General features: G+C 65.2%; 19 protein-coding genes. 10 read left to right on the top strand and 9 right to left on the bottom strand.

Features of this window, described 5'->3' with window-relative positions:
- Nucleotides 1–69 precede the first annotated feature (69 nt).
- The 3 genes from DCO57_RS17155 to DCO57_RS17135 all read right to left on the bottom strand — a co-directional run bounded on the left by DCO57_RS17155 (nt 70) and on the right by DCO57_RS17135 (nt 7,013).
- The gene (locus DCO57_RS17155; protein ID WP_116700130.1) at nt 70–3,516 is read right to left on the bottom strand and encodes an error-prone DNA polymerase; all 3,447 of its coding nucleotides are present in this window, start codon (nt 3,514–3,516) and stop codon (nt 70–72) included.
- A 1,444-nt stretch (nt 3,517–4,960) separates the two neighbouring features.
- Complete coding sequence (locus tag DCO57_RS17140; RefSeq protein ID WP_244287963.1) at nt 4,961–6,400, bottom strand: DNA polymerase Y family protein; 1,440 nt, start codon at nt 6,398–6,400, stop codon at nt 4,961–4,963.
- Nucleotides 6,401–6,407: 7 nt separating this feature from the next.
- Nucleotides 6,408–7,013 (bottom strand): hypothetical protein, encoded by a 606-nt coding sequence (locus tag DCO57_RS17135; RefSeq protein WP_165814769.1) that lies wholly within the window; start codon nt 7,011–7,013, stop codon nt 6,408–6,410.
- A gap of 244 nt (nt 7,014–7,257) precedes the next feature.
- Here DCO57_RS17135 and DCO57_RS17130 point away from each other — a divergent pair, with 244 nt between their 5' ends.
- The 5 genes from DCO57_RS17130 (at nt 7,258) to DCO57_RS17110 (ending at nt 12,678) form a co-directional block, all read left to right on the top strand.
- The gene (locus tag DCO57_RS17130) at nt 7,258–7,947 is read left to right on the top strand and encodes a hypothetical protein (RefSeq protein WP_133192697.1); all 690 of its coding nucleotides are present in this window, start codon (nt 7,258–7,260) and stop codon (nt 7,945–7,947) included.
- Nucleotides 7,948–8,432: 485 nt separating this feature from the next.
- Nucleotides 8,433–9,743 carry an extracellular solute-binding protein gene (locus tag DCO57_RS17125; protein ID WP_116700125.1) on the top strand — a complete coding sequence of 437 codons (1,311 nt, stop codon included), beginning with the start codon at nt 8,433–8,435 and terminating at the stop codon, nt 9,741–9,743.
- 113 nt (nt 9,744–9,856) lie between these two features.
- Nucleotides 9,857–10,738, top strand: a complete 882-nt coding sequence (locus DCO57_RS17120) for an ABC transporter permease subunit (protein ID WP_116700140.1) — start codon at nt 9,857–9,859, stop codon at nt 10,736–10,738.
- Between the two features lie 12 nt (nt 10,739–10,750).
- On the top strand, nt 10,751–11,593 hold the full coding sequence (gene ugpE / locus DCO57_RS17115; RefSeq protein ID WP_116700124.1) for a sn-glycerol-3-phosphate ABC transporter permease UgpE: 843 nt from the start codon (nt 10,751–10,753) through the stop codon (nt 11,591–11,593).
- 8 nt (nt 11,594–11,601) lie between these two features.
- Complete coding sequence (locus DCO57_RS17110; protein ID WP_116700123.1) at nt 11,602–12,678, top strand: sn-glycerol-3-phosphate import ATP-binding protein UgpC; 1,077 nt, start codon at nt 11,602–11,604, stop codon at nt 12,676–12,678.
- 466 nt (nt 12,679–13,144) lie between these two features.
- On the opposite strand, the gene DCO57_RS17105 is transcribed toward DCO57_RS17110, so the two are convergent.
- The 3 genes from DCO57_RS17105 to DCO57_RS17095 form a co-directional block, all read right to left on the bottom strand.
- Nucleotides 13,145–14,332, bottom strand: coding sequence for an MFS transporter (locus DCO57_RS17105; protein WP_208978004.1), 1,188 nt, complete (start codon nt 14,330–14,332; stop codon nt 13,145–13,147).
- Nucleotides 14,322–14,681 (bottom strand): MmcQ/YjbR family DNA-binding protein, encoded by a 360-nt coding sequence (locus DCO57_RS17100; RefSeq protein ID WP_116700138.1) that lies wholly within the window; start codon nt 14,679–14,681, stop codon nt 14,322–14,324. The genes DCO57_RS17105 and DCO57_RS17100 overlap by 11 nt, the downstream gene beginning before the upstream one ends.
- Nucleotides 14,682–14,765: 84 nt before the next feature.
- A complete protein-coding gene (locus DCO57_RS17095; protein ID WP_116700122.1) occupies nt 14,766–15,047 on the bottom strand; it encodes a hypothetical protein in 282 nt (93 codons plus the stop codon).
- Between the two features lie 103 nt (nt 15,048–15,150).
- On the opposite strand from DCO57_RS17095, the gene DCO57_RS17090 reads away from it, so the two are divergent.
- The 3 genes from DCO57_RS17090 (at nt 15,151) to DCO57_RS17080 (ending at nt 17,013) form a co-directional block, all read left to right on the top strand.
- Nucleotides 15,151–16,011, top strand: a complete 861-nt coding sequence (locus DCO57_RS17090; RefSeq protein ID WP_116700121.1) for a LysR family transcriptional regulator — start codon at nt 15,151–15,153, stop codon at nt 16,009–16,011.
- Nucleotides 16,012–16,267: 256 nt separating this feature from the next.
- Nucleotides 16,268–16,696, top strand: coding sequence for an Hsp20 family protein (locus DCO57_RS17085; RefSeq protein ID WP_116700120.1), 429 nt, complete (start codon nt 16,268–16,270; stop codon nt 16,694–16,696).
- A 32-nt stretch (nt 16,697–16,728) separates the two neighbouring features.
- A complete protein-coding gene (locus DCO57_RS17080) occupies nt 16,729–17,013 on the top strand; it encodes a DUF1150 domain-containing protein (protein WP_208978003.1) in 285 nt (94 codons plus the stop codon).
- 129 nt (nt 17,014–17,142) lie between these two features.
- On the opposite strand, the gene DCO57_RS17075 is transcribed toward DCO57_RS17080, so the two are convergent.
- Both DCO57_RS17075 and DCO57_RS17070 read right to left on the bottom strand, forming a co-directional pair.
- Entirely contained in the window at nt 17,143–18,432 is a 1,290-nt protein-coding gene (locus DCO57_RS17075; RefSeq protein WP_208978002.1) for an OpgC domain-containing protein, read from the bottom strand.
- 97 nt (nt 18,433–18,529) lie between these two features.
- Entirely contained in the window at nt 18,530–19,915 is a 1,386-nt protein-coding gene (locus DCO57_RS17070) for a tetratricopeptide repeat protein (RefSeq protein WP_116700119.1), read from the bottom strand.
- Between the two features lie 243 nt (nt 19,916–20,158).
- Between DCO57_RS17070 and DCO57_RS17065 the strand changes: the two genes are divergently transcribed.
- Nucleotides 20,159–21,310: a YeeE/YedE family protein gene (locus DCO57_RS17065; protein ID WP_116700118.1), complete on the top strand. Its 1,152-nt coding sequence runs from the start codon at nt 20,159–20,161 to the stop codon at nt 21,308–21,310.
- 135 nt (nt 21,311–21,445) lie between these two features.
- Nucleotides 21,446–21,925, top strand: a complete 480-nt coding sequence (locus DCO57_RS17060) for a DUF302 domain-containing protein (protein WP_116700117.1) — start codon at nt 21,446–21,448, stop codon at nt 21,923–21,925.
- 277 nt (nt 21,926–22,202) lie between these two features.
- Here the strand turns inward: DCO57_RS17060 and DCO57_RS17055 are convergent, their stop codons facing one another.
- Nucleotides 22,203–22,964, bottom strand: a complete 762-nt coding sequence (locus DCO57_RS17055) for an SDR family oxidoreductase (RefSeq protein WP_116700135.1) — start codon at nt 22,962–22,964, stop codon at nt 22,203–22,205.
- Between the last annotated feature and the right edge of the window lie 102 nt (nt 22,965–23,066).

Here is a 23,066-nt window from a genome sequence, read left to right as displayed (position 1 = left end):
TGGGGTGGCAGGGCGTGCATCGGTCACGCGGGTGGCATGCGCCCGAGCCTGCTGCACAGGCAATCCCCCTCAATGAAAATCCCGGCTCGGAAACAGCCGCTTCGCCTGGTCCCGCGGATGCATCGCCCGGGGCCTTGGGGGCGGTTTCATGTGCACCGGCACGTCGTCGGTCTTGGCCGTCGTCTGTCCCAGCACGTCGCCGTTCGGGTGACCGAGCAGGGAGAGGTCGGCGGAGCGATCCTCGATATGGTCGGCGATCAGATGCACGACCTGGCCCTCGCGTTCCAGACGGCCGGTGACCTTGACGAGGCGGCCGCCGAGGACGGTGGGGCGGAACCGTTCGTAGATTTTCGGCCAGACAACCACGTTGGAAACGCCGGTCTCGTCCTCCAGCGTCAGAAAGATGACGCCCGAGGCCGTGCCCGGGCGCTGGCGGGTGATGACGAGGCCGCAGACGGAGACCCGGCGTGCCTCGCGCGGGGAGAGTATGGCCAGCCGGTCGTGCGGGGTCAGGCCGGGGATATGCGGGCGCAGCAGTTCCATCGGGTGGGCGCGCAGGGTCAGACGCGTTGAGAGATAGTCCTCCACCACCTCCTGGCCCAGGTGCATGGCCGGAAGCTGCACCTGCGGCTCGAAGATCGCCTCGCCGTCGATGGGATCGTTGAACAAAGGCAGCGGTTTCGGGCTGCGGATGGTCTTGACCTGCCACAGGGCCGCGCGCCGGCTCAGGCCCATGCCGGCGAAGGCGTCGGCCTCGGCAAGGCGTTCCAGGGTCGCCGGTGCGACGCCGGTCCTGAGCCACAGGGATTCCGGGTCCGGATAACCGTTGCCGCGCGCGGCCACGATCCAGGCGGCGTCTTCCTCCCTCAGACCCTTGATCTGGCGAAAGCCGAGCCTGAGCGCCAGCGCGCCGTCGCCGCGTCGCTCCAGCGTGCAGTCCCAGGAGCTGGTGTTGACGCATACGGGGCGGACCTCCACCTGGTGATCGCGCGCGTCGCGCACGATCTGTGCCGGGGCGTAGAAGCCCATCGGCTGGGAGTTGAGCAGGGCGCAGGCGAATTCCGCCGGGAAGTGGCATTTCAGATAGGCCGAGACATAGGCCAGCATGGCGAAGGCAGCCGCGTGACTTTCCGGAAAGCCGTATTCGCCGAAACCCTCGATCTGGCCGAAGCAGTTCTGCGCGAATTCCAGCGGGTAACCGCGCGCCAGCATGCCGGAGATGAATTTTTCCCTCAGCTGATGAATGGTGCCCATGCGCCGGAAGGTTGCCATGGAGCGGCGCAATGTATCGGCTTCCGACGGGGTGAAGCCGGCGGCGACAACGGCGATCTGCATCGCCTGCTCCTGGAACAGCGGCACGCCGAGCGTCTTGCCGAGCACCGCCTCCAGCTCCTTCGACGGAAAGACGACAGCCTCGCGGCCCTGGCGGCGGTTGATGTAGGGGTGCACCATGCCGCCCTGGATCGGCCCGGGGCGCACGATCGCCACCTCGATGACCAGATCGTAGAATTCACGCGGGCGCATGCGTGGCAGGAAGTTCATCTGCGCCCGGCTTTCCACCTGGAAGACGCCGACCGCATCGGCCTTGCACAGCATGTCATAGGTGGGCGTGTCGTGCTGGGGCACGCTGGCCAGGGTCAGCGCCCGGCCGTGATGGTCCTTCAGGAGGTCGAAACACTTGCGGATGCAGGTCAGCATGCCGAGGCTGAGGATATCCACCTTGAGGATGCCGAGGGCATCGATGTCGTCCTTGTCCCATTCGATGACGGTGCGGTTTTCCATGGCGGCATTCTCGATCGGGCACAGCGCGTCGAGACGCCCCCGGGTGATCACGAAACCGCCGACATGCTGGCTGAGATGGCGTGGAAAGCCGATGATCTCGCGGATCAGCTCGATGGTCTGGATGACGCGCGGATTGGTCAGGTCCAGACCGATCTCCTTCGCCCGCGCCTCCTCCGGCCCCTTGTTCGAGCTGCCCCAGATCTGCCCGGTGAGCGCGGCGGTGACATCGGCGTTCAGACCCATCACCTTGCCCACCTCGCGGGTCGCCGCGCGCGAGCGGAAATGGATGACCGTGGCGCACAGCCCCGCCCGGTGGCGGCCGTAACGCTCGTAGATATACTGGATCACCTCCTCGCGGCGCTCATGCTCGAAATCCACATCGATGTCCGGCGGCTCGCCCCGGTGCTCGGAGATGAATCGTTCGGAGACCATGGTGATGGTCTCCGGCCCCACGTCGGTGATGCCGAGGGCGTAGCAGATGATCGAGTTGGCCGCCGAGCCGCGCCCCTGGCACAGGATGTGCCGGCTGCGGGCAAAGCGGATGATGTCGTGCACGGTGAGGAAATAGGCGGCGAAGCTGAGCTTGGCGATCAGTTTCAGTTCCTTTTCCGCCAGCGCCTGGGCGCTGGCTGGCACGCCTTGCGGGTAGCGCCGCTCAAGGCCTTCGCGCGTCAGCCGTTCCAGCCGCTCCTGCGGGCTCTCGTCACCGGTGATCTCGTCCGGATATTCGTAGGACAGCTCCGCGAGGTCGAAGCTGCAGCGGGTGGCGATCTCGACGCTGCGCCGCAGCGCCGCCGGGTGATGGCGGTAGAGCCGGGCCATGTCGGCCGGCGATTTCAGCCGCCGCTCGCCATTGGGCAGGGCGCGGGTGCCGATGGCATCGATGGTGCAGCCCTCGCGCAGGCAGGTCAGCACGTCGGCCAGCCGCCGCCGCCCGGCATGATGCATCAGCACGTCGCCGACGGCGACCATGGGCGCGGCCAGCGCATGGGCGGCCCGGGCGCAGGCGCGGAACCATGCCTGGTCCGAACCGTCATAGCGCGGCGCGGCGCCCAGAAACACATGTCCGGGCACTGCCTCGCGCAGCCGGCGGACATGATCCTTAGCCGCCTCACAAAGTCCTTCCGCCGGATCGGGCATCCGTGGCAGGGCGATCAGGATCAGTCCGCTGGCTGCGGTCTCAAGGTCGGCGAACTCCAGATGGCAGTCGCCTTTTTCCGCCCGCCGTTTGCCGAGGGTGAGCAACCGGCTGAGCCGCTCATAGGCCGCCCGGTCGGTCGGCAGCGCCACCCATTCCACCGGACTGTCCCGCAGCACCAGCCGTGCCCCGACGATCAGGCGCGGCAGTTTGAGGGGAGCCGATTGCGCGGCATCGCGGGGCGTGGCGGCGGTTGCGGTTCCGGCCGGGTCTTGTGGCGCGGGCAGGACAAGCGGCGGCGCGGCGGTCGTGACCTGACGGGAGGACGGGTCCGTCTGCGCATGGGAGCGCACGGGCACGCCCTCTTCGGCCGCAGCGCGCCGGATCTCCTTCAGTGCCGAAAACGCCCGCACCACCCCGGCCAGCGAATTGCGGTCGGTGATGGCGATCGCCTCCAGCCCCAGCGCCGCCGCCCGCGTCACCAGCTCCTCCGGGTGGGAGGCCCCCGTCAGGAAGGTGAAATTCGACGTTACGCACAGCTCCGCATAGCGCAGCGGCTCGGCACGGAACGGGCCAGGAGAGGGCAGGGAACTCATCGCCGTCCTCCGTCCGTCAGCATCTGCCGGCAGGCACCGCCATGCCCCTCCCGGTGTCCCGGCCCTGAGCGGTCACGGCATCCTCCGTGGTCATCCCCGGCTTGACCGGGGATCCATTCGTTTGCAGGGCGCTGCGGTTCGGGCACGGCAGCTGCGGCCCCGCCGTGCCCTTTCCGGCTTTCCGGATGTGCGGGGCGGTGGATTGGATCCCCGGTCGAGCCGGGGATGACCGTGTGGGCGCGGGTGTCGGCTTTGTCTGACGCGCCCTCCACCCGGCATGCCCCTTCCGCCGCCCCGACCCTGAGCCGGGGCCTTGCCTCGGAGGCGTGCCGGGGAGGTCCCGGATCACCTCCGGGACGGCGGGAATGTCTGCCGGTGTCTCTGCAATGATGCGCAGGCTCCGAGGCACCGCCATGCCCCTCCCGGTGTCCCGGCCCTGAGCGGTCACGGCATCCTCCGTGGTCATCCCCGGCTTGACCGGGGATCCATTCGTTCGCAGAGCGCTGCTGTTCGGGCACGGCAACTGCGGTCCCGCCGTGCCCTTTCCGGCTTTCCGGATGTGCGGGGCGGTGGATTGGATCCCCGGTCAAGCCGGGGATGACCGTGCGGGGGCGGGAGCGGGATTGATCTGACGCGTCCTCTCCCGGGCATGCCCTTTCCGCCGCCCCGACCCTGAGCCGGGGCCTTGCCCCGGGCGCGTGCCGGGGAGGTCCCGGATCACCTCCGGGACGGCGGGAGTGTCTGCCGGTATCTCTGCAATGATGCACAGGCTCCGAGGCACCGCCATGCCCCTCCCGGTGTCCCGGCCCTGAGCGGTCACGGCATCCTCCGTGGTCATCCCCGGCTTGACCGGGGATCCATTCGTTCGCAGGGCGCTGCGGTTCGGGCACGGCAGCTGCGGTCCCGCCGTGCCCTTTCCGGCTTTCCGGATGTGCGGGGCGGTGGATTGGATCCCCGGTCGAGCCGGGGATGACCGTGCGGTGGCGGGAACGGGATTGATCTGACGCGTCCTCTCCCGGGCATGCCCTTTCCGCCGCCCCGGCCCTGAGCCGGGGCCTTGCCTCGGGGACGTGCCGGGGAGGTCCCGGATCACCTCCGGGACGGCAGGGGTGTCTGCCGGTACCTCTGCAATGATGCACAGGCTCCGAGGCTTCGTCATGCCCCTCCCGATGTCCCGGCCCTGAGCGGTCACGGCATCCTCCGTGGTCATCCCCGGCTTGACCGGGGATCCATTCGTTCGCAGGGCGCTGCTGTTCGGGCACGGCGGCTGCGGCCCCGCCGTACCCTTTCCGGCTCTCCGGATGTGCGGGACGGTGGATTGGATCCCCGGTCGAGCCGGGGATGACCGTGCGGGGGCGGGAGCGGGATTGATCTGACGCGTCCTCTCCCGGGCATGCCCTTTCCGCCGCCCCGGACCGGACGGTATCCGCGAGGGGACAGGGCATCAGGCGAACTCCCCCTGGACGTACCATCCCGGCGCGCGTGGCGCCTGGGGGGTGTGAAATAGCCACAGCCGCCGGCCCTCGCCGGTTTCCACGCGCCAGTAATCGCGCAGGCCGCCGCGCCAGCTGTCGTCGTTTTCCCACCAGGCCGGGGTGATCCGCTCCGGTCCCTCGGCCTGGGCGGTGGTCAGGGAGCGGCCGCGCCAGCGGAAGCGGGGCGGCGGTTCGCCCCCCTGACGGACCCCGGAGCCCGAGGCGATCACCGGTTCGGGTGCGAAGAGCCTCAGGGGCCGGCGGCGGCGGCTGGGCCAGGCCGGGGCAGGGGGGCTGCCAGCGGCGGGCACAAGCGTGAAGCTGCGTTCCGGAATATGACTGTCAACGGGCTGGAAGCGGAGGATGTTCTCCAGCCCCAGCCGGTTGCCGAGTTGGGTGACCAGGTCGTCGAGACTGTCCTTTTCCCGGTTCTGGGCCCGGTCGAGCTGGCGCATGCCGAGCGCCTCGATCTCGACCGCTTCCAGGCGGATCATGTCGATGCCATAGCCGGCATCCACCGCGCCGACGCCGCGTTCGAACAGCGCCGCGATGCGCTCCGGATCGCGCATGGGCCGGGCGAGGCGCAATTCGACCGCCTGGCTTTCCTGGTCCACCCGGCGCAGGGTCAGCCGCAGCATGCGCGCGCCCTTCTGGGCCTTGTCCAGCTGGGCGCACAGATGGCCGGTCAGGCGCCGGGTGCCGGCCATCACGTCGTCGAGGAGGCCGATCGGGTCGGGCAGGGTAAGGCGGACCGCGAAGCCCGGCGCCTCCTGCAGGGGCGAGATCTGTTCCCCGGTGGCGCCGAGGGCCTGGTCGAGACGGCGCAGCACATCCGCGTCGTAGCGCCGGGCGACTGTGGCACGGGGGAGATTGTGAAGGTCGGAAACCGTCGCGATGCCGAGCCGTTCCAGACTGGTGCAGGTCTGGTCGGCAAGGCGCAGGGCGGACAGCGGCAGCGGGCCGAGCCGGGACAGGCTTTCGCCGGGCGGGGCGATTCCTTCCGCGAAACGGGCGAGCGCCCAGGCCGCGCCCGGAGTGCCGGCCAGGCCGAGGCGGGCGGACAGGCCGGCGCGGGCCAGCCGGGCGCGGATGTCGTCCAGAAGCGGCGCCTCGCCGCCCAGAAGATGGGCCGAGCCGGTAATGTCCAGGAAGAGCCCGTCCCGCCCGTCGAGCCCCACCCAGGGGCAATAGCGTGTCGCCCATCTTGCCAGAAGACGCAGGAAGCGCTGGTCGGCGTCCGGGTCGGCGGGGCGTGTCAGCAGGCCGGGGCAGAAACTGCGCGCATGTACCAAGGTCATGCCGCGCTGCAGGCCGAAACTTTCGGCGCGCGGACAAAGGTCATGAATGCGCTCCGAATTGCGCTCGGTTAGGGTCAGCGCGAAGGGCGCGTCGACCGGATGGGCGCGCAAGACACGCTCAGCCGCCAGCCTCGGAAACCACAATGACACGATGCGCCGCTGCATCCCAACCTACGATCCATTCAGACAGTGTTCCTATTTTGTTCTTTATAAGCGACCAGCGCCAGCGAGTCGAGTCGGGGCCGTTCTGCGGAGGAGAGATCTGACGTTGGGACAGAGCGGATGCCGGGGGCAGTCCCGCGCAGCGCCAGCGGGTTTCCGCCGCATTGCTTCCCGCCCCGTCCGGCAGGATCAGCAGCGCCGTGGTGTTGCCGGCTTCGGCGGCCAGTTGCAGGCGCCGGCCTTCGGTCAGGCCGATGGGGCCGGTGAGTTCGCCGACCACGAGACCCGCCGCCCCCGAGCGCAGGGCCGTCTCGGCGCTGGCCAGCACGTTGTTCTGGCTGTCGGCCCGGGTGACGAGCAACCGGCCCGGATCGCAATAGGGCAAAAGCCCTTCCGGGTTGACCACCGGCTGACGGTGCTCCGACACCCATACGACGGCCCCTTGGGCAAGCCCGGCACTGATGGCGGCAAACGCCAGCGCGCCATCGCCGCACACTTCGTGGGCGCGGGCCTTCTTCAGGGGAAAGACGGAGGAAAATTTCAGGGACATCGTCTGCGGCACCGGTACCTTCTGTCATGCGAATCTAGCGCAAGCCGGCCGCGTGCGGAACCGGCTTTCATGCAACCGGCACGCCTTCGGTCCCGACCCCGTTGATACGGGGATGTCCCGGAGCTTCGCCCCGCGGCATCCATATGCGACGGGGCGGGCGGAGATGGTCCGGTCCGCCTCCTCCCGCGGCAAACAGCCGTTGCCGGTCGGGCGCCGGATTGCTATACGGCCCGTCACAGCAATTCGGGGACAGGCGATGATGGGCGGCATACCGGACATAGGGCCGATCAGGACGATTTCCATCGTCGGCAACGGACCCGTGTCGCAGGCCGATGCGGCGCTGATCGACGACGCGGATTTCGTGCTGCGCTTCAACAGCGCGCCGGCCTGCGGAGCGGCGGGCCAGCGGGTCGATGCCCTGATGCTCAACCGGGCGCGGGTCTATATGAGCAAGCGGGTCAATCCGCTTGCCCTGCACCGCGCGCCGGAGGTCTGGGTGAACGACATCGAGGAGAACGGCCGGGTGGACTGGCTGTTCGAAAGGCAGTGCAGGCCGCGCTATCTCGGCTTCGGCCCCACCACCCGGGCCCGCGCCCGCCTGAAGGCATTCGACGCGCTGGAGCAGAGCAACCCCACATCGGGGGCCTCGATCATCGCCGAAATTCTGGAGCTCTATCCCGAGGCGCAGATCCATCTCTTCGGCTTCACCCACCAGGGCAAGCAGCAGACCCACGACTGGGATGCGGAGCGCCAGTGGATCGAACAGCTGTGCGGCGAAGGCCGTATCATCAGGCACCTGACCCCGGGCCCGCGCGCGCGCCGGAGCCTGGCCGGCAGGCTTGAATATGCACTGCGCTTTGTCGAGATGCGCGCCAAGCACTACCTCTTCAACAAGATCCTGCATTCTTCCGCCAGCACCAAACGCCGGATATTCGGCAAGGAATAGGACCCGCCGCAGTCCATGCGGATGGGCCGGCCTCAAGCCGTTTGCCCCACGTGCGCAGGCGCGCGCGATCTGCTGTCATCGTCTGTTCATATGAACGGGGCCCAGGTGGCGTCTGAGGCGGTCGCAATCGCGATGCGGATCCCTGCCTGAACGTCCCCACCTGTCTTCCTGCCTGAGCGGTCCGCCTGCCCGGCCGAAGCGTCCTGCCGCAAGGGAATGTCTGGTCGGGCGGTGCTGCCTGACCGCAGGAAGCAGGTTGCTGCGACGGGCACGGAACAGGGTTTTGCGGCTTTGAAACCGTTTCTGCTTACGGACGCGGTCGTGGCGTCTTTTAATGTTCATATGAGCGTCACATAACGTTCATATGAAAACAATACGAAACGCAGGCGTTATCGTTTCTGATGCCGATCGAGCCAGATAGGCATTGTGAAAGAGACCAACTGCTGACCGGGGCTAACAGGCCCTGCTAGATGGGAGCAATGAATATGGCTTATCGCAAGACAGTCGCCAGCCTGGTGGCTGCGGCGGCCCTCATGGGCACTTCCGCCGCTTCTTATGCGGCGACCGACATCACCTGGTGGCACGCAATGGGCGGCAAGCTCGGCGAAGTCGTCAACCAGATTTCCACCGATTACAACGCTTCTCAGGATGCCTGCAGCCTGACCCCGGTCTACAAGGGCGGCTATGAAGACACGCTGACCGCCGGCATTGCCGCGTTCCGTGCCGGCGAACAGCCGAACATCATCCAGGTTTTCGACGCCGGTGCCGCGACCATCATCGGTGCCAAGGGCGCCGTCGAGCCGGTCGAGGACCTGCTGAAGGCCAACGGCGTTCCCTTCGATATCGAAGATTACATCGCCGGTGTCCGCTACTTCTACGCCGACAGCGACGGCAAGATGATCGGCATGCCGTTCAACTCCTCCGCGCCGATTCTCTACATCAACGACGATGCGATGAAGAAGGCCGGTGTCGAAGCTCCGAAGACCTACGAGGAATTCGAGGCGATCGCTCCGAAGCTGAAGGAAGCCGGTTACATTCCGCTCGTTCAGTCTCACCTGCCGTGGGAATTCGTCGAGAATTTCAAATCCCGTCACGACCTGCAGTTCGCAACCAACAACAACGGCTATGACGGTGCGACCGGCACCGAACTGGTCTTCGGCGAGCCGATCAAGAATCACTTCACGGCCGCCAAGAAGTGGCTCGACGAAGGTCTCTTCGGCTACTACGGCACCGGCTGGGGCGACAACCAGCAGCCCTTCAACGAAGGCAAGGTCGCCCTGTGGATCGGCTCTTCCGGCTCCTTCGGCGGCATCGCCGACACCGTCGACTTCCCGTTCTCCGCAACCTTCCTGCCGTACTGGGATGCGGTTGAAGGCGCCAACACGGCATCCTTCATCGGTGGTGCGGCCCTGTTCGCCATGTCCGGCAAGTCGGATGAAGAGAACAAGTGTGCCGCCTCCTTCTTCGAGTATCTGACCTCTCCGGAAGTCCAGTACATGTGGCACAGGGAAACCGGTTATGTGCCGGTCACCGAAGCCGCTTATGAACTGGCCAAGAAGGACGGCCACTACGAGCGCACTCCGGCCGCCGAAGTCGGCATCCAGCAGCTGTCCCTGCCGGCCGGCGAGTGGACCAAGGGCTACCGGATGGGCTTCTACGTCCAGATCCGCGATGTCATGAACCGTGAACTCGGCAAGGTCTTCTCCGGCGAGACCTCCGTCGAGGACGCGTTCGCGACCATCAAGGCCGACGGCGACAAGCTGCTTTCCCGCTTCGCCAAGACCATCGACAACTGATCGCCACTTTGCGACCATCAAGATGAGGGTGCCTTCGGGCATCCTCATTCCACAAAATGTGGCGGGCCTGTCCGGGAAACCGGAAAGCCCGCTACGTCGTTCGCGGTGAGGCGATGAAAAAAGTCCAATTCAACACGCCGGCGATCCCCTATCTGCTGCTGTTTCCGCAGATTGCGATCGTCGCGGTCTTCTTCCTCTGGCCGGCGGCCGAGGCGGTGCGCTCGTCCTTCTATCTGGAGGATCCCTTCGGCTTCGGTTCGACCTTTGTCGGCTTCGACAATTTCATCGATACGGTCACGTCCACCAACTACGCCCGTGTGGCCCGGTTCACCGGTGTCTTCACCTTCCTGGTCACGGTCCTGTCCCTCGGCGCTGCCCTGCTGCTGGCGGTCAAGGCGGACAAGGTCCTGCGCGGCGCTTCCTCCTACAAGACCCTGCTCATGTGGGTCTATGCGGTGGCACCGCCCGTTGCCGGTCTGATCGGCATCCTGCTGTTCGACCAGCACGTCGGTCCGATCGTCAAGTTCGTGGCCATGTTCGGCTGGCACATGCAGATCGGCGTCGATTATTACGACACTGCCTTCGCGATGATCATCGCCTCGGTGTGGAAGCAGATTCCGGTCAATTTCATCTTCTTCCTGTCGGGTCTGCAGGGGATTTCCAAATCCGTGCAGGAAGCGGCCAGCATCGATTGCCGCTCCGGCTTCCGCCGGTTCTGGACCGTCACCTTTCCACTGCTCGCCCCGACCGGCTTCTTCCTGCTGATCATCAACATCACCTATGCCCTGTTCGACACCTTCGGGATCATCGACGTGGTGCTGAAGACCGAGCCGGGCAACAACCCGGTCACGCTGGTCTACAAGGTCTATCTCGACGGTTTCCGAGGCAACGATCTGGGCGGTTCCTCCGCGCAGTCCGTGCTGCTGATGCTCGTGGTCTTCATCCTGACAATCATCCAGTTCCGCCTGATCGAACGGCGCGTGCACTACACGTAAGGAGAGGCGGCGATGAGAAAACTTCAGATCTCCGATCACATCGTTCTGCTGGCCGGTGTGTTCTTCATGGTCACGCCCGTGGTGCTGGCCTTCCTGACATCGACCCACGATGCGGTCACCATCTACCGGACCGGCCTTCAGTATTCGATCGGCGACCAGGGCCTGAGCGCCTATGAGACCGTACTCACCCGCGCCGGCGGCTTCACCAAGGAAGTCAACGGCATGGTGATGCTGAAGAACTCGATGATCCTCGGCTTCGGCTTTGCCATCGGCAAGATCGTCATTTCCATGCTGGCGGCCTATGCCATCGTCTATTTCCGCTTTCCCGCGGCCTCCTTCTGCTTCTGGGTGATCTTCTGCACCCTGCTGCTGCCGCTGGAGGTCCGCATCCTGCCGTCCTACGAGATCGTGCAGCAACTGGGGATGGTGAACACCTATTCCGGCCTGATCGTGCCGCTGATCGCCTCGGCGACGGGTACCTTCTTCTTCCGGCAGTTCTTTCTCTCCGTGCCCGACGAACTCCTGGAAGCGGCACGGATCGACGGAGCCGGGCCGTGGAAGTTCTTCATCGATATCCTCGTGCCGATCTCCAAGACGATGATCGCGGCGATCTTCATCATCATGTTCGTCTACGGCTGGAACCAGTATCTGTGGCCGACGCTGATCACGACGGACGAGGGTTTCTTCACTCTGGTACGCGGCATCAAGCAGATCCTGCAGGTCTGGGTGGGCGCGCAGATCCCCGATTACGATCAGGCGATGGCCCTGGCCATCCTGGCGATGCTGCCGCCGGTTCTGGTCGTGATCGTCTTCCAGAGCTGGTTCATCAAAGGGCTCGTCGAGAGCGACAAGTGAGGTATTGAATGTCAACGATTACTCTCGACACGGTCCGCAAGGTCTACGCGGGCAAGGTGGAAGCGGTCAAAGGCGTTTCCATCGACATCGCGGACGGTGAGTTCATCGTCCTCGTCGGCCCGTCCGGTTGCGGCAAGTCGACCCTGTTGCGCATGATCGCCGGCCTGGAGGAAATCACCACCGGCGATATCCGGATCGGCGAGCGGGTGGTCAACAATGTCGATCCGGCCGACCGCGACATCGCCATGGTGTTCCAGAACTATGCGCTCTATCCGCACATGACGGTCTACAACAACCTTGCCTACGGCCTGAAAAACCGCGGCATGGACAAGAAGGAGATCGACCGCCGGGTGCGGGAAGCGGCCGGCATTCTGGAAATCGGCGACTATCTCGACCGCAAGCCCCGAGCGCTGTCCGGCGGCCAGCGCCAGCGCGTCGCCATGGGCCGGGCGATCGTCCGCGAACCGGCCGCCTTCCTGTTCGACGAACCGCTCTCCAATCTCGACGCCAAGCTGCGCGTCCAGATGCGGGTCGAAATCAAGCGCCTGCAGCGGGCGCTGGGCACCACCAGTGTCTATGTCACCCACGACCAGCTCGAAGCCATGACCCTGGCGGACCGGCTGGTGGTGCTCAATGGTGGCAACATCGAGCAGATCGGTGCGCCCATCGATGTCTACGACAGGCCGGCCTCCACCTTCGTGGCCAGCTTCATCGGCTCGCCGGCGATGAACCTTCTGCAGGTCAGGGCCGATGGCGGCACCCTTTCGCTGGACGGCGGCACGGGACTTTCCGGCCCCAACACCAAGGGCAGGGACGCCTATACCCTCGGCATCCGTCCCGAACACATGGAAGTGGTGGACAGTGCGACCGCGGGCGACGGACTGACCCTGGAGGTCACCGTCAACGTGCTCGAGCCGGTCGGTGCGGAAAGCTTCATCTATGCGGGCTTCGGCGACGGCGGCCCGGAACTCGTGGTGCGTGTCTCCAGCCACGCGGTCCATCCGGCCGGGGAAAAGCTGACCCTGAAGGTGGCGCCGGAAAATGTGCACTATTTCGACGCGCAGACGGGCCGCCGGATCGACTGACGGCCGGTTGCCCTGACGCCGGAAAATCGGATAACGGACCGCAGCGGCGGACCGGAACGGGTCGGAAGACCCGAACCTGCCACCCCGGGCCACCGGGGTGGCTTTTTATCGGCCGGTTTCCATGCGCCGCGCGGAACTCCGGAGTGACTTCTCCTGACAGACCGTGTCAGGAGGCCTGAAAACCGGGCTGGCAGACCCGGCGGTCCTCCGGCATACCGGAAGGATCACGGACAGGAGGCTGGAGCATCAACGGGCAGGATTTCGGACATGCGGAATTTGAGCTGGTGATGCCGGAAGGTAAAAGATGACGGCCGTGTTTTTGCACTCGCCTCTCCCGCAGCCGTCCCGGACGGCGTGAAACGCACATCCGGGACCTCTCGAAGGGCAGAGTGAGGAGGGGATCGGCAGGGGGCCCGGCTCGCGCTGGGCCTTACCGGGACGGACGCGGATTTTTCGCAGCGCCGAGTTACGCAAGCCGTTTCAGGCGTATCATGCCCCAGATCCCGAACAGCGGGCCGATGGCCATGAGGGCGAAGACGCCTGGCCAGCCGATGAGATCCACCCCGAGCGGTGTCAGCTGTACGGTGAAGAAGGTCAGCGCAAATCCGAGGGCGGTCTGGAAGGTCATCAGACTGCCTGCCTGCTCCGCCGGTGCGTAGTCGGCGACAAGCGCGGAAAACTGGGCCGAGTCGGGCAGGATCGCCGCGCCCCAGACCAGAACGCAGACAATCGTCAGCCAGACCGGACCGCCGAAGGTGAGGGCGGAGGCAAGAGCGGCGGTGCCGCTGACGGCCATGGCGATGACGGCGATATTGGCCTTGCCGATCCTGTCGGCAGCCACGCCGGCAACGATACAGGCGGCGCCGCCCGCCGCGATGGCCAGGAACGCGATCAGCCGGGCGAGGGGAAGGGCGTCTTCCGCTGCCATATGCGGGGCAAAGGACACGGCGAGCGCAACGCCGATCCAGGCCCACATGGCATAGAGCTCCCACATGTGTCCGAGATAGCCGACATAGGCATAGCGGATCCCCGGGTTGGTCCAGGCCGTCAGGATGGCGCGGACCTGCATGCGCGCGGCCCGTGCGTGATAGGGACCGAGGCTGGTCAGAAGGCAGAGGACGCCGCCCGCCACGGAGGCGAGCGAGGCGACCGTCAGGCTCCAGCGCCAGTCGGTGCCGCCCAGCAGCGCCAGAAGATGCGGACCGGCCGACCCGAAGGTCAGCGCGCCGACGAGCAATCCGACCAGAAATCCGCGATCCTTCTGTCCCCAGCCGACAACGATCTTCATGCCGACCGGATAGACCCCCGCCAGCAGGGCGCCGGTCGCGAACCGGGCCAGGATCGAGAGTGTCCCGCCCGGCTCGATCACCAGAAAGCCGGCGTTGAAAATCCCGGCCAGGATTGCACAGGCCGCAAAGAGGCGCCGCGGATCTATCCTGTCGGCCAGTCCCAGAAACGCGGAGACGAGGGCTCCGGCGACAAAGCCGATCTGGACGGCGCTGGACAGCGCGGCCTGCCGGAACGGGGAGATGCCGAATTCCCGGGTCAGGTCGGGCAGGATGGCGGCGGACATGAACCACAGGCTCATGGCGGCGATCTCGGCCAGCATGAGCAGGCCGAGCGAGCGCCATTTCAGGGCCGGTTCAGACCGCAAGGCCGAGCTCACTGCGCTGCTTGCGGGTCAGTTTCGCGGAAATGATCTTGTGGGCGGCTTCGATGTAGGCCTTCAGGTCCGTGTCGTCGAGCGCGCCGTCCTCCTCCATCTGCACCCATTTCGCCCGGGCAAGATAGGGCGCCGGGATCAGGCCCTGCTGCTGGATCAGCAGCGCATAGGAAAGGTCGGAACATTTGAAGCTGAACCGGGGCAGGTCGCCTTTTCCCCAGGTCGAACAGATGGCAAAGATCTTGCCGCCAACCTTCCACACGGAGGCATTGCCCCATTGTATGACATGCGTGGTTGCGGGCAACCGGCTGCAGAAGGCGTCGAACTCGTCGCGGGACATGGGAAAACTCTGGACAGAAAGCGGATGGCGGAACGCCGGCGCCAGACTGACGGTTCGCGCGCATTCCTGCAAGCCACCTTCCGTTCAACAGGACGTGTTGCGCGCGGCATCCGGGCAGGACGTCGTCACGGCGGCTTGTTCGCCCCGGAAGCGGGCCGGGAACCAGTGGAACCACAGGATCCGTTTCAACTGCCGCCGGCGCCATCTGCGCACAAGCAACTGGCTTCTGCGCTTGAAAAGCACGTGCTCCGGCACCTCTGCGGGCCACAGAACCGCCTCATGCGGATAGAGCGCCCGCTTCGGGTCATTCCAGGCAAGACCGCCTGTTACCCTCAGGTCTGTCGTGCGGGGCAGGGGCAGGAGCATGCTGATATCTCTCCATATTTGATTTGTCTGGGGCGCTCATTGCAAATAATCTCACGTAAGCGGGTTATCTTCATGGATTCAAATTGGAATTGAGATTTCAAAAATGAAACGAAATATGGATTGGGAGGATCTGCGGCTGTTTCTGGCCGTCGCCAGGGCCGGTGGACTGGCGGGGGCGGCAGCAAGGACCGGTGTCAGTGCGGCGACCCTCGGCCGGCGGGTATCGTCGCTGGAAAAAAGCCTGAACCTGCGCCTCGTGGAGCGCGAAGCCCGTGGCTACCGGCTCACACCCGCCGGGCGGGACCTGCTTCGGCAGGTGGAGGACATGGACACGGCCGCGGGATCGATCGCCGCCTGGCGGGACAGCGGCAGTCTGCGCCGCAGGATCCGGATTTCCGCCGGCGAATGGACGACGCGCCTGCTGATCGACAACCTGTCCGGCTTCTGGTCGCCGGAGGCGGACTGGGTGCCGGAGTTTCTGGCCGATCTGCGCAATCGCGACGTGGCCAGACGCCAGATCGACATCGGCGTGCGCAACAGCCGGCCCGCCCAGGCGTGGCTGGCGGGGCAAAGAGTGGGTCATGTCGAATATGCCGTCTATCAGGCAGGGCACGTGCCGTCCGGCAGCGAGCCCGGCTGGATCGGTCTCGCGGAGGACGAGGCCCATTCACATTCGGGAATGTGGCTGAAGGAACACCACGGGGGAGAGGCCGGGATCACGGTCAACAGGGCCACTCTGGCACTGCCGCTCCTGCGCCAGGGGCGCGGCCGGATGCTGCTGCCGGTATTTGTCGGTGATGCCTATCCGGATCTGGTCCGGGTCTCGGACCCCATCGAGAGCCTGCGAACGGAGCGCTGGCTGGTCATGCATCAGGACGAACGCCATGAACCGGCCGTCCGCCATGCGGTTTCCGCGCTGGCCGGAATGCTGAAACGGAACCCGCAGATGTCTCCCGCTCCGTGAACGGGCCGGTCGTGGCCGCAGAGCGTCTTGTCAGCGACGGCTGGGCGCACGGTTCGCCCTGAAACAGTCTGCTGCTGCGCATTTCCCTCCATGGACTGTTCGGGGGAAAACCCGGATGGGAGAACGAAAAAAGCCCCCTCCTTGAATCAATTTTAACGAAGCGCCATATTCAATAGCGAATGGAACCGGTGGGTTCCGGTCCGGATGCCTATTCGAAGGGTCCGGGCGCAAGGTCGCTTCGACAAGGACTTTGAGGATGTCACGCATGTCAGCGTTTTCCAGCCCGTTCATGCTCGGGTTCGACGATATCGAGCGCGTGCTCGATCGGGTTTCCAAGGCCGCGAATGACGGTTATCCGCCCTACAATATCGAAAGATTGCCGAAATCGGACGATCAGGGCGATATCATACGCATTACGCTGGCAGTCGCGGGCTTCACCAGAGAGCAGCTCGACGTCTCCGTGGAGGAGAGTCAGCTTGTGATCCGGGGTCGTCAGGTGGATGACAAATCCAGGCAGTATCTGCATCGCGGTATTGCCGCCCGGCAATTCCAGCGGGCCTTTGTCCTGGCCGAGGGGATCGAAATCCTCGGTGCCGACCTGAAGGATGGACTTTTGTCCATTGATCTCGCACGTCCCGAACCGGAACGTGTTATAAGAAAAATAGAAATCTCCAGCGGCGAATAGACCCTCGTCGGCTAACGGATGGAGAATGACTGATGCACAATACCAAAATCCCGGCCTGGACAGACCGCGAAATCCTGTCTGAATTCATGTCCGTTGACGAGCTGACCGAGCTCGGCACGGGCGATATCGCCTATATCAAGCCGATCAAGGCGCGCGATCTCAAGGAAATGTTCCCGGACGTCCCGCCCCTGCACGACAACATGACGCTCTACGCTCTGCTCAACGCGGACGGTACGCCGATCCTGCTTGCCGACAGCCGTGAAGCCGCGGTCGCCAATGCCTTCGAGGCCGACCTGAAAATGGCCTCGCTGCACTGACCGCAGAGCGGACGAACCAGACAGAAACACCGGCCGCATGGCCGGTGTTTCTGTTTGAAGGGCAGCTCATGGCGTACGGGGGCATGCCCCGCCTCTGGAGCCCGGGTCCCGGTCAATGGGACCGGGTCCTCAGCTGAGCACCGCTTCCCGGGTCATCGTTTTCCCTTTTGTTTCCGGCTCGCTTCCCGCGCCCGCCTTCGGCGGCTCCTGCGAGCTGCCGGAAGACATCCTGGGCGGCTTGCGCCAGGGTTCGCTCTTGTACCAGGAAACGACATAGGCAACGGCGATCAGCGCCGCGAACCCCAGAAGGTTCGAGAGGATCTGCGGGATCCAGTCGCCGCGGCCCCAGACCATGTCGCGCAGCAGTCCGGCTGCCTGGGCGATCACGAGACTGGCCATGAAGACGGCAAGGGACTGCTGGCCGACCTTCTGGACCACCCGCACGAACCTGCCCCAGAGTTCGCCGTGACCGAGCAGATATTTGCCGTGCTCGCCCGCCGCGACCCAGGCGAGATAGGCCAGCGCCAGAAAGTGGATGTAGCGGAACAGGCCGAATTCCGTCTTGATCCACAGGGGCCGGATGGTCTCACGGATTTCCCGTGCCCAGACCAGATCCAGGTGATGCTCGCTGTGAATGCGGAAATAGGCGAAGGGCAGGCTGATCAGCAGGACCGCGGCGCAAAGGATGATCAGCCGCCTGTCGACAGGCGGCGCGGGAATCCAGCCGCGCATGAAGGCGAAGCCCGTGAAGAACAGCATCTGCCAGGCAAAGGGGTTGAAGAACCATTTCCGGTACGACCCGTCCGCTTTGGGCCACGGTTCCGCCGGCAGGTCGAGCCAGCCGTATTGGGCGGCGAGCCACATGGCGATGGACAGGGCGAAGGCCGCTGTGACGGAAAAGCGGGAGGCGAGCATGATCAGCGGGATCAGCGCCAGGATCACCACATACATCGGCAGGATATCGAAGTAGTTCGGAACCCACGTCAGCGTCAGGAGCCCGGGCAGGGCGACGCTGGTGTTGTCGAAAAGGTGCCAGAGGTTCAGCGACGCCACGTAGTCCTGCGTCAGGCCGCAGCAACGGGTCAGGTAACCGCTTTCGTGCACCATGACGAGACCGACGGCGATCAGCAGGAACTGGCCGATATGGGCCCAGTAGACCTGCCACATGCGGTGCAGGATGCGTGCTGCCCCCATGGCCCAGCCGTGAATGTCGAAGATCTTGCCGAAGGCGATGGCCGAGGCCATGCCGGAACAGAAGACGAAGATTTCCGTTGCATCGGAAAAGCCGAACCGGGCGGGGATCCAGAGGGTCCACCAGTTGCCGGGCAAATGGGCCACATAGATGATGAACATGCCGAGCCCGCGGAAGAAATCGAGCCGCGGATCGCGGGGGCGTTTCGTTTGAGAATGAGCGTTCACGTACGGTCCAGCTGATGGGTCTATGAGATCGGGCCGCTGTTCCGGAAGAACTACCGGAAAGCGGACTGGATGCTCGAACTATATGCGGATCCGGGTTTTACACCGAGCCCGTGGCCCTGAGTTTCTTGTCTTGCATCACGCGTTGGGCGCGATGCATTTTCTCGCAGACTTCAAGACGCTGTTCGGCGAACCTGTCAAGTGCGCCGCGCTTGCGGGCGCGGCTTTTGAGCAGATTTTCCGCTTCGGGAGAAAATCCGGCCCGCAGGGCGGCGTCGATCGTGATCCGTTCGAAGACGTCGCGCTGGGCATGGGAGCCGCCGATGGTGTGAAGTGTGTCCCGCGCCGAGGCCAGTAGCGTGAAGGCGGAGGCGTAATTGCCCTTGCGGTACTGTTCCAGGCCCAGGCCCGTCGGCAGACCCGCCTCGGCTGTGACATGGCCGATATCTGTTTCGCTCTGCGCTCGCATCTTCAGGCCGGTGAGCAGCCGGTCGGCTCCCATGCGGCGTCCGCCGTTCAGCAATGCCATGAGATAATGCAGGTCGGCGAAGACACTGCAGCCGTCCTCGGCGCGCTTGTCGGACAGAAGCGCCAGCTCGTCCCATCGCGATCCCACGGAAACGCCTTCCAGCTCCAGCCGTGCCAGCAGCGAGGCGGCATTGGAAATGTCCCGGTAGTCGTCCGTCTTGTCCTTGCGGATCTCCGCGTCGTAGAGCGCCAGCGCCTTGTCCGCGTCGTTCTGGTCGAGATACATCAGCGCCAGGTGCCACCACACGTGATAGCCGAAATTGTTGCAATGAGCCCAGCCGTCGGGATGGCTTTCCAGCCAGCCGGCCCCTTCTTCCGAGCGGCCGGTCATGTCGTGCACATGGGCAACCGCATGCAGTCCCCAGGCGTCGTCGCGGGCGAACTCCAGTCCCCTGCGCCCCAGGGCTTCCGCCTGGCGGTAGTCGCCGGTTTCCTCCAGGCAGAAGGCGCGGCAGCCCAGCAGGTAGCCATAAGCCGGATGGGACTCGTCATAGGCGGAAAAAACCCGTTCGATCGACAGGCGCATGCCCGCCGCGTCGCCCATCACGAAGCGGATGGCATGCACCAGCTTCATCATCAGGGCGTCTTCGGGAACCCGCACCAGCATGGCGTCCAGAATATCGGCCGAGCGCGAGGGAAACCCCTGCAGCCAGACCTCAAGAGCATCAACGACCGCCGTCTCGCGTTCCGTCAGCGGCGTGTGCAGGGCCGCCACGCGGGCAAGGCCCAGGCATTCCCGGGCGGTGGCATCCAGCTCCTTGCGCCCGAGCAACAGGCAGAACAGACCGCGGGTGGCATGGGCAAGCGCGAAGTCGGGCGCCAGACCCAGACAGGTCTCGAGATGCTGCGGTGTGGCCTTTCCGTGCGCCATGAAGGCGTTCACGGTGGCATTCCAGGCCGATACGGCGTCCTTGTCCGTAAGGGTCAGATCGTACCCGAATTGATCGCTTAGACGCATGACAGGCCTTTTTGGTTCCCGGGCCGGCGGTCGCCGGGGCGCGGTGTACGCGCAACGGGGGGAGGGAACGCCGACTGAATGATATGTCGGTTCCCAAAATCCGCAGGCTTCACTTGAACTGCAAAACACAAAAAGGTGTTGGCATTGTGTAGACTGGCGGCAGAAAGGCGCATTGCGGACGGAACGCCGCCGATGCGAGGCTGACCGTGGTTGCGCGCATGCGGCGCGTCCGGGATCTGAAGAATGACATTATCTGTCCGTACCCCCCAGGGAGCCGTCGTCGGTGTCGCGGCCACCTTCCTGGCGCTGCTCGCGCTCGGAGCCTATGGCGAAGTCGGCCTTCGGCAGGCCGCCGCCGTGCTGATCGGCGGGCTCGCCGGCCTGTCGCTCTACCATGCAAGTTTCGGCTTCACCTCGGCCTGGCGGCGGATCGTCACCGAAAGGCGTGGCGGCGGACTGCGGGCCCAGTTCGTGCTCATCATGCTGACAAGCGCGGTTTCCTTTCCCCTGATCGCCTGGGGCAGCGCGCTCGGCTGGCCGGTCGGCGGTTTCGTGTTTCCCTTCGGCATCGCCGCGGCGCTGGGGGCCTTCCTCTTCGGCATCGGCATGCAGCTTGGCGGCGGCTGCGGTTCCGGCACGCTGTTTACCGCGGGAGGCGGTTCCACCCGGATGATGATCACACTGGCGGCCTTTGTCCTGGGGTCGGTGGCCGCAACCGCCCATCTGCACCTTTGGGGCCGCCTGCCGAAGCTGCCGCCGGTCTCGCTGATCCGCGAGCTGGGGCCGCAGGGCGCCTTTCTGGCGACGGCCGTGGTCCTCGGGGTCCTGGCGGTTGCGACCGTCCGCATCGAGAAGCGGGCCCATGGGGACATCGCCGCCCCGCCCCGGACGGGCTCCTTGCTCACCGGCCCCTGGTCGCCGATGCTGGGCGCGCTCATGCTGGCGATTGTGGGGATCGCCACCTTTGTCGTGGTCGGCCGGCCCTGGGGCATCACCTCGGCCTTCGCCCTGTGGGGCGCCAAGGCCTTTCACGCGGTCGGCGTCCCCGTCGAGACCTGGCCCTACTGGAGCTGGCAACCGGGCGCGCTGGAAAACTCCGTGTTGAGGGACACCACCTCGGTTATGGATTTCGGTGTCATTCTGGGGGCGATGATCGCGGCCGCGCTGGCGGGCCGCTTTGCGCCCGTGTGGCACCTGAACCGGCGGGATGTGCTGACGGCCCTCGCCGGCGGCCTGCTGATGGGCTACGGCGCCCGCCTTGCCTACGGCTGCAACATCGGAGCCTATCTCGGCGGACTGGTATCCGGCTCCCTGCACGGCTGGCTGTGGCTGGGTTTCGGTTTTCTCGGCAGTCTTGCGGGAACGCGCCTGCGGCTGCGTCTCGGCATGGGATGAGCGGGAGCGGTTCAGGCCGCCTCACATCGTCCGGATTGTCACCGGAGCCGCACAACACTGCATTGTGAGATGCCTGTGAGCGAAGGGCCGTTAAGGTCGGTGCAAACGGAACAAGAAAATGCGGGAGATACGACAATGCGCTTGTTGAGCTGTTTCATATTCATTCTGACGCTGACCACCGGGCTGGCCCGGGCGGACAGTATCGCGCCCCGGGAGGGGTGGCAGGTGATGCCCACATCCCTGGCCTATGACGAGCTGGTGGAAAAACTGCAGGACGCCGTGAAGGCGGAGGGCATGGCCGTGGTGACCCAGGCCAGCGCTTCGGCCGGTGCCAAGGGGCGCGGCCTGACGATCCCGGGCAACCGGGTCATCGGCGTCTATCGCAACGACTATGCGGTGCGCATGCTGGAGGCCTCGGTTGCCGCCGGCATCGAGGCGCCGATCCGCTTCTATGTGACCCAGGACAGCGGCGGCACCGCGACTCTGTCCTGGAAAACGGCGGGTCTGGTGTTCGCGCCCTATATGGAGGAGGGCGGTCAGCCTCTCGCCGACCTGGCTGCGGAGCTGGATGCCGTCTTCCTGAAAATCGCGCAAAAGGCCGTCTCCGCGCAGTAGCAGGACGGAGTGTGCGCGTTTGAAAGGCAGGGCGGCCAGATTTTGGGCTTGTTAAAGCGCTGGAAGCACCTCACATTATTCAGGTCATCAACAACTGAAAGGAGGTGTGCCCATGTCTAATGAGTATCCGAACGTGGCCCATGTGTCTGGGCGGAATGGAACGATGCGGGAGCAGCCTCTGGCATCGATCGGTTGCGTCGGGATCTGATCCGGACCTTGTGTCACGTCGATCTCATGGGAGGGCCGCATTGCGGCCCTCTTTTGATTCCGGAAGCGCTCAGACGAGCCCGACCGCCTTGCGGACATCCTCGTCGCGCAGGGAACAGTCCACACCGCGATAGGTGTCGCCCGCGTCTGTGCACAGCCAGCAGATGGTTTCCCCCACCCACTCCGGGGGAATATGCACGGACGGATTGAGCTGACTGACCGGATTGATGCCGGAGGCCTTGATGTCCACCTGCATCCGGGTGGCAACCGTTCCGGGGCTGAGCCCGACCACGCGCAGGCCCCTGTCGGCGAATTCCTTGTCCGCGCAGCGCGTCAGCGACAGGGCCGCTGCCTTCGACGAGCAATAGTGGCTCCAGCCTTCCAGCGCACCGGCGGCCGCACCGGAACTGATGTTGACGATGGTGCCCGAGCCCTTTTTCAGCATATGCGGGACGGCGGCGCGGATGCCGTGGTAGACGCCCTTCACGTTGATGTCGATGACCTTGTCCCAGGCAGCAGGATCGGATGTTTCGATCCGGCTGATCGGCTCGATCACGCCGGCATTGTTCACCAGAATGTCGATGCCGCCGAAGGCATCCACACACGAGCGGACCGCCTCGTCCACCGCCGCGTAGTCCGCCACGTCGCATTCGACGGCGATGGCTTCTCCGCCGCTCGCGCCGATCTCCCGGGCGATCCGGTCTATGTCACCGCCGGAGCGGGCGGCCAGAACCACCTTCGCGCCGTATTTTGCAAGGCTGCGCGCGGCGGCCTCGCCAATTCCGCGGCTTGCACCGGTAACCAGTGCGGCTTGTCCCGTCAGATCGACCATGTAACCTTCCTGTTTTCGGCCCGAGGCCAGCGTTGCGTGTGGCGGAACATTAGTGCGGTCGGCCGCCGGAATAAACAGCCCGTTTTCAGGAAGCGCATGCGG

This window comes from Labrenzia sp. 011, from assembly GCF_003075075.1.
Lineage (GTDB): Bacteria > Pseudomonadota > Alphaproteobacteria > Rhizobiales > Stappiaceae > Roseibium.
This window is presented reverse-complemented; position numbering and strand designations above follow the sequence as displayed.

Coding starts and splice junctions, on each gene's coding strand:
- DCO57_RS17120 (WP_116700140.1), top strand. CDS start 9,857: ATGAAAAAAGTCCAATTCAACACGCCGGCGATCCCCTATCTGCTGCTG.
- DCO57_RS17090 (WP_116700121.1), top strand. CDS start 15,151: ATGAAACGAAATATGGATTGGGAGGATCTGCGGCTGTTTCTGGCCGTC.
- DCO57_RS17065 (WP_116700118.1), top strand. CDS start 20,159: ATGACATTATCTGTCCGTACCCCCCAGGGAGCCGTCGTCGGTGTCGCG.
- DCO57_RS17080 (WP_208978003.1), top strand. CDS start 16,729: ATGCACAATACCAAAATCCCGGCCTGGACAGACCGCGAAATCCTGTCT.
- DCO57_RS17070 (WP_116700119.1), bottom strand. CDS start 19,915: ATGCGTCTAAGCGATCAATTCGGGTACGATCTGACCCTTACGGACAAG.
- ugpE (WP_116700124.1), top strand. CDS start 10,751: ATGAGAAAACTTCAGATCTCCGATCACATCGTTCTGCTGGCCGGTGTG.
- DCO57_RS17055 (WP_116700135.1), bottom strand. CDS start 22,964: ATGGTCGATCTGACGGGACAAGCCGCACTGGTTACCGGTGCAAGCCGC.
- DCO57_RS17100 (WP_116700138.1), bottom strand. CDS start 14,681: ATGTCCCGCGACGAGTTCGACGCCTTCTGCAGCCGGTTGCCCGCAACC.
- DCO57_RS17125 (WP_116700125.1), top strand. CDS start 8,433: ATGGCTTATCGCAAGACAGTCGCCAGCCTGGTGGCTGCGGCGGCCCTC.
- DCO57_RS17095 (WP_116700122.1), bottom strand. CDS start 15,047: ATGCTCCTGCCCCTGCCCCGCACGACAGACCTGAGGGTAACAGGCGGT.
- DCO57_RS17110 (WP_116700123.1), top strand. CDS start 11,602: ATGTCAACGATTACTCTCGACACGGTCCGCAAGGTCTACGCGGGCAAG.
- DCO57_RS17060 (WP_116700117.1), top strand. CDS start 21,446: ATGCGCTTGTTGAGCTGTTTCATATTCATTCTGACGCTGACCACCGGG.
- DCO57_RS17085 (WP_116700120.1), top strand. CDS start 16,268: ATGTCACGCATGTCAGCGTTTTCCAGCCCGTTCATGCTCGGGTTCGAC.
- DCO57_RS17130 (WP_133192697.1), top strand. CDS start 7,258: ATGATGGGCGGCATACCGGACATAGGGCCGATCAGGACGATTTCCATC.
- DCO57_RS17155 (WP_116700130.1), bottom strand. CDS start 3,516: ATGAGTTCCCTGCCCTCTCCTGGCCCGTTCCGTGCCGAGCCGCTGCGC.